The sequence below is a fragment of the Pseudomonas sp. Irchel s3h14 genome (genome assembly GCF_900187425.1).
In the GTDB taxonomy this organism is placed as follows: domain Bacteria; phylum Pseudomonadota; class Gammaproteobacteria; order Pseudomonadales; family Pseudomonadaceae; genus Aquipseudomonas.
This window is the reverse complement of the sequence record NZ_FYDJ01000001.1, coordinates 706,428-718,244: the sequence shown is the minus strand read 5'-3', so window position 1 is coordinate 718,244 and position 11,817 is coordinate 706,428. Positions and strand designations below refer to the sequence as shown.

The window sequence follows — 11,817 nt, the reverse complement described above, 5'->3', positions numbered from 1 at the left end:
GCCTTTTCTTTGACGGGATACTCTCCGGACGTCGCTGACCATTCAGCGATCGGGCTTGGAAACCCGACGAGCGAATCGCAACAACGCGCCCAACATGACCTCAGACGTTTTTACGGCTGCAATCCCTGTGTCATGGCGGCTGTGCGTGGGACGTCTTCGGACGTGCCGGTTTCCTAAGCTCCCGGTTTCCAACCTGCGCACAGCTGCCACCCATTCGCTTGGAAACGAAAGTGGCAGCTCATCAAGCTTAGGAGCTAGACCATGAGCAAAACAAACCCGTCCGAACCTTCAGAACTGAAAACCATCGGCTTTACCCCGTTGATTTATTGCTCGAATCAAGCGCTGTTCAACGTCCGCGCTGGCGTCCCTATCAGCGACGCGCTGGCACAGGCATCTGATTTTCTTTTCATAGCCAAAGCGCTTGCTGTGGATGCCGCCTACGCAAAAGACACCGACCGCCACGCCCGGGCCGCGCACTATCTGACGGCAATGAGCAAAGCGGTGATTGATGATGTGGTGAAGGTGCTGACACGGTGACCTGCTCGGACTGCGGCGAAGTCCGAAGAATACCGGCAGCTCTTCCTTGAAATACGCCCCGACTTTTCGGGGCTTCCAATCTTCATACGCGCAGATCACCTTCAACTTTTAGAAGCAACAGTTAACGAAGGAATGGCCTGCACCGGCCGCAGCCGTTCAAGCATCTCCCCCGTCAACACGACCTCATACGTATCCGCCGCCCTACCCCACTGTTCCACGATGACCATGCCGTCTACCACCGTCCCTCCCAACTCGGTAATCGTATCGGCCAATGCCTCGACGATTTTTTGAGTCCGAAACCACACGCGCTCAGTAATCTCTTTCAGCTCAGCCGCTATGCGGTCAGACGAAGCCGGATCCGTATCGGGGTAGGTGATATTGCGCAGCAAATGCCGTAACTCCCTTATTTTTGCGTAATCCTGTTCCGCCCCGAACTCTCCTTTGAGGATGGCTGTCGCTTTCGACTTATCGACGATTTTTTTGGGCGAAGGCTTTGAAGCTAATGTCTGCCCCATAGCGCCAGCAAACAGGACCATCATCCGAGCTTCCAGATGTTCCCTCATGGCTTCCATCGACGAAATTGACCGCACCAAGCTAATGGACGCCCCGCCTTGATGCCTTAAATCCATGGTCACTGTCAGAGTCACGCCGCCCGTTTCAAACCCCAAGGCTCGGGCAATGACGTAGTGCGCCATTTCGTGATGGGCAATCTGCACTGCATGTTCCCGCACAGCGGGAGGCATCTTCCTGGTCATTTCCATCGCCTCGCATCCCCGGTTTCGCATTCGACTACGCGTTACTGTTGGCGTCCAGCCTCGACTAAATCAACCGTAGCCCCTCTCGTCACACAACTGTCTGGCCAATCAAAGCCTAGGCGCAACTGACGTTCAGAAAAGGGAGTTTTTATGGTTGATGTCACTCGCCGCTCGATCATGGGTTTTGCTGCCGTGCTGCCGTTTCTGGCGCATACGCCGTGGGTCCGTGCGCAAACCCCGGCCGTCACCGCGCCAGCCCCTTCGGATGAAGTGCTGATCAACTTCAATGAAAGCCCGTGGGGACCGGCGCAATCCGCCAGACAGGCGATGCAGCAAGGGATCGCCTTATGCGGCCGCTATCCCTATAAAACCCAATACGCACTCAATGCGCTGTTCGCACGACAGCAGGGTGTGCCAGAAGAATACGTTCAGACCTACTGCGGTTCCAAAGCGGTGTTGCAGCACGCGGTGCACGCCTTCACACAAAACGGCAGCCTGGTGATGGCCGTTCCTTCTTATGAAGATCCCGCTGAAGCAGCGCGCGGCCGAAAAGTCTCGGTGCATGAAGTGCCACTCAACACCAAGCATGCTCACGACATTCCCGGGATGCTGGCAGCTGACCCGCACGCTGGATTGATCTACGTGTGTAATCCGAATAATCCGACAGGCACCGTCACCCCGCGCGCGGACATCGAACGGGCGCTGGCCGAAAAGCCCAAGGGTTCAATCCTGCTGGTGGATGAGGCTTACATTGACTTCTCGGATGCGCCGACCTGCATTCCGCTGGTCAAGGAACATCCAGACCTGCTGGTGTTGCGCACCTTCTCGAAAATCTACGGCATGGCCGGCGCACGTCTCGGCATTGCGGTGGGTCACCCGACGTTGCTTGAGCAACTTGAAGTCTTCGGCGGTTACAACGTGCCGGCCATCCCGACACTGCTGGGCGGCATAGCCAGCCTTGAAGACACTGAACTGCTTCCGCAGCGAAAACAAAACAACGCCCGGTTGCGCGACGAGACCATTACCTGGCTGAAAGCACGCGGCTTTCGCTGCACGGCGTCGCAAGCCAATTGCTTCATGATCGACGTCAAACGCCCGGCTGAAGGCGTCGTGCACGCACTTGCCGAGCGCGGCGTCCTGATAGGACGTGTGTGGCAGAGCTGGCCGACCTGGGTTCGGGTCAGTGTGGGCACCGATGCGGAGATGAGGCGATTTCGGGAGGTGTTTGCCGAGGTTGTCGAAAACAATAATGGCTTACACCTACGAACCTAGGTCTTTCTTGCATTTTGTAATAGATCACCGTCACAAAGCACCCGCTCTTTTGTACAACCTAGTTGAAAAACAAAGCAGTTCTAAATAGTCTCGCTGTCAACACACCCGCCATGCCTAGGGTTGCGCAAGCGACCAAGCACAAATTGAGCGGGTTTTTTATGCTTAGAGTTTTTAGGCGCGTTTTTTTAATAGTGTTCTCTTACTGCGAAAACTTGTACGTCACACAAAAAGGAGCAACAAATGAGCAGCATGGAAAAGGACCCGCCGGATAACAATCTCGATGAAACCATCAAGGTTCTTGAGTACTTAAGTAAATGCGAACCTCGAAAGGCAGCCTCACGACGCACAGGGATAGAGCTGCGTGCAGAACGCTTCGCTAATTGGTCTCTTCTAGGAGGTGCAGTAGGGATTGGAATCGCAGCGCTGCTGGCCTATTGGCACACATCTCAATCACTGTTACCGGATACGATGAAAAACGTTGTACTCGTTCTAATCCTGTTATCCACTCTCTCTACATTGGCGTCCCTGCTGACCCCCATCGTCGCATCAGCCTGGACACTAGCCCGATGGAAAACCATCAGTTTGAGAAACATGCTGGCGGACATTACGCACGAGAGCGACTTCGTCGAAGCCCTGAAAAACCACCCTGAAAAAGCATTGGCTAACGCAAAGTATTGGCTCGAACTCAAAATAAATCGCGCGGAAGCTCGAGTCGCCTATTTCTTTGGAGAAAAAGCCGCAGGCCTTGCACTTCTCGGTACGGCTTACGTTTGCACTAAGGAGTTTGGTGGCCTCCCATGGCTAAACAAGACCCTGATGGCTGGCCCGGTGGCTGGCAATCTGGGAAATACTGCTTTGCTGATGGTGATCGCTCTGGTGCTTGGGATTTCAATCGGAGCAATGCTTCTCAAACATGTAAATGCGCGGTATCGCTTTCAGATCGAACTCATCGACAACGCTTTACGGCGATAACAATTCGCAGGTACGAAAAAGCCGCGCAATTGCGCGGCTTTCTCGTTCCTGCGATTCAGCCTTTACTTCGGCAAGGCATACGCAATCACGTAGTCACCACGATCCGTCGACTGACGCGCACCGCCAACGGTGAGCAGGATGTACTGCTTGCCGGTTTTCGGTGAAACGTAGGTCATCGGACCCGACTGGCTACCCACAGGCAAACGAGCCTTCCAGATTTCATTACCGTTACCCGTATCGAAAGCACGCAGATAGAAATCCTGGGTGCCGGCGAAGAACAGCAGGCCCGACTGGGTGGCCAGGGAAGCACCGAGGGTCGGCATGCCGATCGGGATCGGCAGGTGCATGCGAATGCCCAGCGGACCGGTGTCTTGCACGGTGCCGACCGGGACTTGCCACATCAGTTTGTGGGTCTTGAGGTCGATGGCGGACATGGTGCCGAACGGTGGTTTCTGGCACGGAATGCCGGCCGCGGAGAGGAAGCGTTCGCGCATCGCACCGAACGGCGTGCCTTCCTGTGGTACGACGCCCATTTCGATACCACTGGCCCCGGCGGCGATCTTGTTGCGCGGGATCATGTAGTTGGCCAGGCCCAGGCGCATGTCGTTGACGAACATGTAATTCGTGTTCGGATCAACCGAGACGCTGCCCCAGTTCATACCGCCCAATGAGCCCGGGAATTGCAACGCACGGTCCATGCCCGGCGGGGTGTAGACGCCTTCGTGGCGCATGCCTTTGAACTGGATGCGGCACATCAATTGGTCGAACGGTGTCGCGCCCCACATGTCGGACTCGGTCAGTGTCTTGTTGCCGATTGACGGCATGTCCACCGAGAACGGCTGAGTCGGCGAGTAGCGTTCGCCGGGCACATTGCCCTGAGGCACCGGGCGCTCTTCGACGCGTGCGATCGGCACACCGGTTTCACGGTTGAGCAGGAAGATCTCGCCCTGCTTGGTGACTTGCGCCAAGGCCGGCTGCATTGCGCCCTTCTCGTCAGGGACGTCGTACAGCAGCGGTTGTGCAGGCAGGTCGAAGTCCCACAAGTCGTGATGAGTGGTCTGGAAATGCCAGCGCACCTGACCGGTCCTCACGTCGATGGCGACGATGGACGAGTTCCACTTGTCGTCGAACTCCGTACGTTGACCGCCGAAGAAGTCCGGGGTGGCGTTGCCGGTTGGCAGGTAAACCAGACCGAGTTTGGCGTCGTAGGACATGGCCGACCAGACGTTCGGTGTGCCACGGGTATAGGTCTCACCGGCCGGCGGACGTTTGGTGGTGTTCGGATTGCCCGGATCCCACGCCCACACCAGTTCACCACTACGCACGTCGTACGCACGGACTACGCCTGGCGGTTCTCCGGTGGAATAGTTATCGGCCACGCGACCACCGACGATTACCACGTCACCTGCGACCAATGGGGTCGAGGTTTGTTGGTAGTAGCCGGGCTTTACTTCGCCCATATCGGTTGTCAGATCGACGGTGCCTTTGTTGCCGAACTCTTCGCAGGGTTTGCCGGTTTCAGCATTGATCGCGATCAGACGCGCATCGCCGGTCGGCAGAAACAGACGTTTCGTACAGGCCGTTGGCTGATTGTCCGAAGACGCGGGAGTTTCGGAGTAACCCAGACCCCGGCAACGCTGCCAGTTTGGCGCGGTGCCTTGTGGGTCAAACTTCCAGCGCTGGGCGCCGGTGTCGGCATCCAGGGCGAAGACTTTGCCGTAGGCGGTGCAGGTGTAGACCGTGTCACCGATTTGCAGCGGCGTGTTCTGGTCTTCAGCCCCAGCACCAGTACTTTGCGGGATGTCGCCGGTGCGGAAGGTCCAGGCCACCTGCAATTTGTCGATATTGCCCTTGTTGATCTGATCCAGCGCGGCAAAGCGGTTGCCAGCAGTGGTATTGCCCCAATGGGCCCAGTCTTTCTGTTCGGTGCCCGGTGCGACCGGTGTCACCGCAGGTTCACTGCTGGCCTTGACCACGTGGGTCGGCACGAACATGTAGGCGAGCGTTGCAACAACACCAACGCCCAGAATGCCGGCCAGGCCGTAAGCGCCACGGCCTGCGGTCGCACCCGAAGCACGCACCAACGTCGGATAGACCAGCGCGACAACCAGACCGATTACGGCAAACGTCAGCACCCGAGAGACCAACGGCCAGTATTCAAAACCGGTGTCCCACACCGCCCAGATCGCAGTAAGGATCAACGCCAAGCCATACAACAACGCCCCCTGCGGCTTACGACGGGCGATCATCAACCCGGAAACCAGCATCGCCAGGCCCATCAGCAGGAAATACCAACTACCGCCGAGCGAGACCAGATAGCCGCCGCCACCGGCCAGGCCGAGCCCGATCAATGCAATCAGGACACCCAGCCCCAACAGCAACCATTTGCCGCCGCCGGCAGCCCCAGAATTATTCATGTCGGTAATTTTCCCCATTTGTGACAAGCGCGGAATAATGTACCACCTAGTTACTTATGGCAAATTGTCGCAGGTAAAAATCGACTGAACGGTACTGAAGGCTAGATCAAACATCCGCTGTGCGAGATGTGCCTGTAACATGCCAACCCATTGATCTACGCCGCTGGAGACGACCTTTGCCTGACACCCGCCCGCCCGTTCTTGACGAAATCGATCGTCAATTGATTGCAGCCCTGCAGATCAATGCCCGCGAGAGCGTAGCCATGCTCGCCCGCCAACTGGGCATCGCCCGCACCACCGTTACTTCGCGGCTGGCGCGGCTGGAAAAGGCCAAGGTGATCACCGGTTATGGCGTGCGCTTGGGTCAACGTGTCGTGGATGGCGGCTTGCAGGCGTACGTCGGGATCACGGTACAACCACGCTCGGGCAAGGAAGTGTTGCGACGTCTCAGCGCGATGGCTCAGGTGCAGCAGTTGTGCGCGGTCAGTGGCGAATTTGATTACGTGGCGTGGTTGCGCACCGATTCACCTGAGCAGCTGGATCAGTTGCTGGATCAGATCGGCAGTGTGGATGGGGTGGAGAAGACGACTACGTCGATCATCTTGAGTAGCAAGATTGATCGGGGGCAACCGGTTTGAGTTTTTGCCGATAGCTCTTTGGTGTCTGGGAGGGTCTCATCGCGAGCAAGCTCGGCTCCCACATTGACGATGTGTAGCAATCCATCGTCATTCTGATCAAATATTTAGCAAAACGACGACACATTGCGTCTTATTAACGTGTTCTACGCTCTCTAGAATGGCTGCCATCTTTTCCTATACTCAGACGCACATGCCGCGTCCGGTCGCCAGCAAGGTCAGCCATGAACAAGAACAATCGCCATCCTGCAGACGGTAAAAAACCAGTCACCATTTTCGGTCCGGACTTTCCCTTCGCCTTCGACGACTGGATCGAGCACCCGGCCGGTCTGGGCAGCATCCCTGCGCACAACCATGGCGCTGAGGTCGCGATTGTCGGTGCTGGCATCGCAGGTCTGGTGGCCGCGTACGAATTAATGAAACTGGGCCTGAAACCCGTCGTCTACGAAGCCTCGAAAATGGGCGGCCGTCTGCGTTCCCAGGCATTCAACGGCGCTGAAGGCATCATCGCCGAGCTCGGCGGCATGCGTTTCCCGGTGTCGTCCACCGCGTTTTATCACTACGTCGACAAGCTCGGCCTCGAAACCAAACCTTTCCCGAACCCGCTGACACCTGCCTCGGGCAGCACGGTGATCGACCTCGAAGGTCAGACTCATTACGCACAGAAACTGGCGGATCTTCCTGCACTGTTCCAGGAAGTCGCCGACGCCTGGGCCGATGCGCTGGAAGCCGGTTCGCAGTTCTCGGATATCCAGCAAGCGATCCGCGACCGCGACGTACCGCGCCTCAAAGAGCTGTGGAACACCCTCGTCCCGCTGTGGGACGACCGCACGTTCTACGACTTCGTTGCCACCTCCAAAGCTTTCGCCAAGCTCTCGTTCCATCACCGCGAAGTGTTTGGTCAGGTCGGTTTCGGTACCGGCGGCTGGGACTCGGACTTCCCGAACTCGATGCTGGAAATCTTCCGTGTGGTCATGACCAACTGCGACGATCACCAGCACTTGGTGGTCGGCGGCGTGGAACAAGTACCGTTGGGGATCTGGCGTCATGTGCCGGAACGTTGCATGCACTGGCCAGAAGGCACCAGCCTCAGCTCGCTGCACAACGGCGCACCGCGTACCGGCGTGAAAAAAATTGCCCACGCGGCGGACGGGCGCTTTGCCGTCACCGATAACTGGGGCGACACCCGCGAATACGCAGCGGTGCTGACCACGTGCCAGAGCTGGCTGCTGACCACCCAGATCGAATGCGACGAAAGCCTTTTCTCGCAAAAGATGTGGATGGCCCTCGACCGTACGCGCTACATGCAATCGTCGAAAACCTTCGTGATGGTCGACCGGCCATTCTGGAAGGACAAGGATCCGGAAACCGGCCGCGACCTGATGAGCATGACCCTCACCGATCGCCTGACCCGTGGCACCTACCTGTTCGACAATGGCGACGACAAGCCGGGCGTGATTTGCCTGTCGTACTCGTGGATGAGCGACGCGCTGAAAATGCTCCCGCAACCCGTGGAAAAACGCGTGAAACTGGCGCTGGATGCGTTGAAGAAGATCTATCCGAAAGTCGATATCGCGGCGCGGATCATTGGCGATCCGATCACCGTGTCCTGGGAAGCCGACCCGCATTTCCTCGGTGCTTTCAAGGGCGCGCTGCCCGGTCACTATCGCTACAACCAGCGCATGTACGCGCACTTCATGCAGACCGACATGCCGGCCGAGCAGCGCGGCATTTTCATCGCCGGTGACGATGTTTCGTGGACGCCTGCGTGGGTCGAAGGCGCGGTGCAGACCTCGCTCAATGCGGTGTGGGGCATCATGAAACACTTCGGCGGTGAAACTCACGCCGAGAACCCGGGTCCAGGAGATGTGTTCAACGAGATCGGCCCGATCGCCCTGCCCGAGTAAAAGGAATCCGAAATGCGCGTAGCCCTTTACCAATGTCCACCGCTGCCCCTGGATGTCGCCGGTAACCTGCAACGTCTGCATCAATTGGCGCTGGAAGCCAAGGGCGCGGATTTGCTGGTGCTGCCGGAGATGTTTTTGACCGGCTACAACATCGGCCTCGACGCGGTCAGCGTGCTGGCGGAGGTGTACAACGGTGAGTCGGCGCAGCAGATCGCGCGCATCGCCAAGACGGCCGGGATCGCCATTTTGTATGGCTACCCCGAGCGCACCGAAGACGGTCAGATTTACAACGCCGTGCAGTTGATCGACGCCAATGGCGAGCGGTTGTGCAACTACCGCAAGACTCACCTGTTCGGCGACCTCGATCACTCGATGTTCAGCGCCGGACCGAATGAATTTCCGTTGGTTGAACTCAATGGCTGGAAGCTCGGCTTCCTGATTTGCTACGACCTGGAGTTCCCGGAAAACGCCCGACGCCTGGCCCTGGCCGGCGCCGAGCTGATTCTGGTGCCGACGGCGAACATGATTCCTTACGACTTCATTGCCGACGTCACCGTCCGCGCCCGGGCTTTCGAAAACCAGTGCTATGTGGCTTACGCCAACTATTGCGGCAACGAAGGCGAGATCCAGTATTGCGGTCAGAGCAGCATCGCCGCGCCGGATGGCAATCGCATCGCCCAGGCGGGCCTTGATGAAGCGCTGATTGTCGGCGAGCTGGATCGTCAGTTGATGGTCGATTCCCGCGCCGCCAATCGCTACTTCCTCGATCGCCGCCCCGAGCTTTACAGCGAGCTTAACAAGCGCTGATCTACCGTTATCCGCTAGCATTAGCGCTTCTCTGTTCTGGAAGTGCTCATGCCTGCGCTGAATCACCCCCACCTTCACACTGAAACCCTGGCCAACGGTCTGCGGGTGACGCTGCGTCATGTTCCCGATTTGAAGCGCAGTGCTGCGGCGTTGCGCGTCGCGGCGGGCAGCCATGACGTGCCGCTGGCCTGGCCCGGGCTGGCGCACTTTCTCGAACACCTGCTGTTTCTCGGTACAGAGCGTTTTCCTGCGAGCCAAGCACTGATGGCCTACGTCCAGGGTCATGGCGGTCAGGTGAATGCGCGGACCAGCGAACGCACCACTGACTACTTTTTCGAGTTACCGCCTCAAGCGTTTACCGGGGGACTGGAGCGCCTGTCGGACATGCTCGCTCATCCACGTATGAATCCGGACGATCAGCGGCGGGAACGGGAAGTGCTGCACGCAGAATTTGTCGCCTGGTCGCGGGATACGACCTCTCAACAGCAATTCGCGCTGTTCGACGGTGTTTCAGCGGCGCATCCACTCCGAGCGTTTCATGCTGGCAACCGCTACAGCCTGCCGGTGCCGCAACCTGAGTTCCAGCAAGCCTTGCAGGGTTTCTATCAGCGGTTTTATCAGACCGGGCAAATGACCTTGTGCTTGGCTGGGCCGCAGAGTCTCGATGAGTTGAGGGCGATGGCTCAGCGCTTTAGCGCTGCTATTCCCGTAGGGGAAAAGGTCCCGCAACAAACGCCTACATCGCTGACGGACTCTTCGGACAAAAGTTATCAACAGGCTGGAGAGCGTCGACTGGATCTGCTGTTTGCCTTCGACGCATTGTCCGATTCATCGCCCGAGGCGCTGGCGTTCCTGTGTCATTGGCTGAACGCGGCGAAACCCGGTGGCCTGCTGGCGCAATTGCATGAGTGCGGGCTGACTGACAGCCTCAAAGCTGCGCCGTTGTATCAGTTCGCCGGCCAGGCTTTGTTGCACATCGAGCTCACGTTGCCTGCCAACGCGAAGCCCAACGGGATCCGCGAACAGCTACTGGATTGGCTTGGATTCTTTGCCTCACAGCAACCCTGGACCGGGTTGCGCAAAGAATACGCCGCCCTGCTGCAACGTCAGCAACAAGTCAGTGGCGCCCTGCAACTGGCCCGACTCGACAGTGAACAGCGTGAAACAGGGTTATCCGAATCGGGCGTTGCAGCCCTCAAGGACGTCCTGAAACAAATCGGCGCTGTGGATAACTTCACAGGCCAATGGCAACTGCCAACACCTAATCCGTTTTTACGCGCAGAAGCTCCGGCCCCGAGTGCCGGACTGATCCGCGGCCAGACCAGCAAACACCGAGGCTTGCGGACCTTTGCCCAGGATCGCTCACGCGGTCGTCGTGAACGTTCGCCCATGCAGTTCAGTCAGGCGTTGCCCGATAACAGTGCCGAAGGTACCGTTTACCTGCGCTGGCGTCTGGACTCGGCGCCTCGCAGCAACGTTCAAATGAGCCTGGAAAACCGCCTTCAGCCGTTGCGTGAAGACGCTCGTCAGGCAGGTGTCGATTTTTCCTTCCGCGCATCAGGCAATGAATGGCTGCTGAAAATGACCGGGCTACAGGAGCCGATGCCGACCGTCCTCGAACATACGCTGAAAGAACTGACAAAACCTGATGCCAGTTTCTCGCAAGAAGAGCCGCCGAGCGCTGCGTTGATGCCCATTCGACAGTTGCTTAAAGCGCTGCCCGATCACTGCCTTGAGCGCACCGCTGACTCGGACGATTTGATCCAGCTTTGGTCGAGCGCACGCTGGGATGGTCTGGCGACCGGCCTGTCCGCCCAGACACAAGCGGCGATGGGCCTTGCCTTGAGTCGTGTGCCCGGCACTGCGGACAATCAACTGACGCCGCCCTCCCCGATAAACGCGCAGCATCTGTGGAGCGCGGTCGATACCGGGTCCAGCGAACACGCCTTGTTGCTCTTCTGCCCGACCGCAACCGCAGACATCGCTGACGAAGCCGCCTGGCGCTTGCTTGCTCACCTCTGCCAGACGCCGTTTTACCAACGCCTGCGGGTAGAACTGCAGCTCGGCTATGCGGTGTTCAGCGCCCTGCGGCAGATCCATGGGCAGACAGGATTGTTGTTCGGCGTGCAATCACCCAGCGTCGCCCCTCTGGATCTGCTGGAACACATCGAACACTTCCTGCGTGGATTGGCCGGGATGATCGACGATATCGATCACGAGACTTTCATCGGCCAGCGCCAGGCACTGGCCGATCAATTCGATAGCGCGGCGCTGCCCAATGCGCAGGCCGCCGAACTGCTTTGGCAGGGCAAACTGGCCGGCCGCTCGTCGGATTATCTGGAGCTTCTACCTCAGACGATTCTGACGATCGACCGTGAAACGTTACTGGCCGCCGTACAACGACTGAATCAGGCCGAAGGCGGTTGGCGCTGTCTGGCCAGCGGACCTTGCCCGGCATCGCCTTGGCAAGCGGCAAAATGATCATTACCGGTGCTGCAATTAGCTTTCTCAAAGA

The 11,817-nt window shown here is 58.2% G+C and carries 9 protein-coding genes; 7 read left to right on the top strand and 2 right to left on the bottom strand.

The genetic code is table 11. The features are described from left to right. Window positions 1–261: 261 nt before the first annotated feature. A complete protein-coding gene (locus CKW16_RS03430; protein ID WP_095127207.1) occupies window positions 262–537 on the top strand; it encodes a DUF3077 domain-containing protein in 276 nt (91 codons plus the stop codon). A gap of 101 nt (window positions 538–638) precedes the next feature. On the opposite strand, the gene CKW16_RS03425 is transcribed toward CKW16_RS03430, so the two are convergent. Beyond that, on the bottom strand, window positions 639–1,292 hold the full coding sequence (locus CKW16_RS03425) for a peptidase M41 (protein WP_095127261.1): 654 nt from the start codon (window positions 1,290–1,292) through the stop codon (window positions 639–641). A 150-nt stretch (window positions 1,293–1,442) separates the two neighbouring features. On the opposite strand from CKW16_RS03425, the gene CKW16_RS03420 reads away from it, so the two are divergent. Together CKW16_RS03420 and CKW16_RS03415 are read left to right on the top strand one after the other, a co-directional pair. Next, window positions 1,443–2,564 (top strand): pyridoxal phosphate-dependent aminotransferase, encoded by a 1,122-nt coding sequence (locus tag CKW16_RS03420; RefSeq protein ID WP_095127206.1) that lies wholly within the window; start codon window positions 1,443–1,445, stop codon window positions 2,562–2,564. Between the two features lie 240 nt (window positions 2,565–2,804). Continuing rightward, entirely contained in the window at window positions 2,805–3,536 is a 732-nt protein-coding gene (locus tag CKW16_RS03415; RefSeq protein ID WP_095127205.1) for a hypothetical protein, read from the top strand. Between the two features lie 62 nt (window positions 3,537–3,598). Here the strand turns inward: CKW16_RS03415 and CKW16_RS03410 are convergent, their stop codons facing one another. Then, window positions 3,599–5,953, bottom strand: a complete 2,355-nt coding sequence (locus CKW16_RS03410; RefSeq protein ID WP_095127260.1) for a glucose/quinate/shikimate family membrane-bound PQQ-dependent dehydrogenase — start codon at window positions 5,951–5,953, stop codon at window positions 3,599–3,601. A 176-nt stretch (window positions 5,954–6,129) separates the two neighbouring features. Between CKW16_RS03410 and CKW16_RS03405 the strand changes: the two genes are divergently transcribed. From CKW16_RS03405 to pqqF, 4 genes are all read left to right on the top strand, one after another. Then, window positions 6,130–6,591 carry an Lrp/AsnC family transcriptional regulator gene (locus CKW16_RS03405; protein ID WP_007980298.1) on the top strand — a complete coding sequence of 154 codons (462 nt, stop codon included), beginning with the start codon at window positions 6,130–6,132 and terminating at the stop codon, window positions 6,589–6,591. 221 nt (window positions 6,592–6,812) lie between these two features. Then, a complete protein-coding gene (locus CKW16_RS03400) occupies window positions 6,813–8,495 on the top strand; it encodes an NAD(P)/FAD-dependent oxidoreductase (RefSeq protein ID WP_095127204.1) in 1,683 nt (560 codons plus the stop codon). Between the two features lie 12 nt (window positions 8,496–8,507). Further along, window positions 8,508–9,302, top strand: a complete 795-nt coding sequence (locus CKW16_RS03395) for a carbon-nitrogen hydrolase family protein (protein ID WP_095127203.1) — start codon at window positions 8,508–8,510, stop codon at window positions 9,300–9,302. Window positions 9,303–9,350: 48 nt separating this feature from the next. After that, window positions 9,351–11,783 carry a pyrroloquinoline quinone biosynthesis protein PqqF gene (gene pqqF, locus CKW16_RS03390; RefSeq protein WP_095127202.1) on the top strand — a complete coding sequence of 811 codons (2,433 nt, stop codon included), beginning with the start codon at window positions 9,351–9,353 and terminating at the stop codon, window positions 11,781–11,783. The last annotated feature ends 34 nt before the right edge of the window (window positions 11,784–11,817 follow it).

What these genes read in the sequence shown, in the direction of transcription:
- CKW16_RS03430 (WP_095127207.1), top strand. Translation starts at nt 262, where the DNA reads ATGAGCAAAACAAACCCGTCCGAACCTTCAGAACTGAAAACCATCGGC.
- CKW16_RS03425 (WP_095127261.1), bottom strand. Translation starts at nt 1,292, where the DNA reads ATGACCAGGAAGATGCCTCCCGCTGTGCGGGAACATGCAGTGCAGATT.
- CKW16_RS03420 (WP_095127206.1), top strand. Translation starts at nt 1,443, where the DNA reads ATGGTTGATGTCACTCGCCGCTCGATCATGGGTTTTGCTGCCGTGCTG.
- CKW16_RS03415 (WP_095127205.1), top strand. Translation starts at nt 2,805, where the DNA reads ATGAGCAGCATGGAAAAGGACCCGCCGGATAACAATCTCGATGAAACC.
- CKW16_RS03410 (WP_095127260.1), bottom strand. Translation starts at nt 5,953, where the DNA reads ATGAATAATTCTGGGGCTGCCGGCGGCGGCAAATGGTTGCTGTTGGGG.
- CKW16_RS03400 (WP_095127204.1), top strand. Translation starts at nt 6,813, where the DNA reads ATGAACAAGAACAATCGCCATCCTGCAGACGGTAAAAAACCAGTCACC.
- CKW16_RS03395 (WP_095127203.1), top strand. Translation starts at nt 8,508, where the DNA reads ATGCGCGTAGCCCTTTACCAATGTCCACCGCTGCCCCTGGATGTCGCC.
- pqqF (WP_095127202.1), top strand. Translation starts at nt 9,351, where the DNA reads ATGCCTGCGCTGAATCACCCCCACCTTCACACTGAAACCCTGGCCAAC.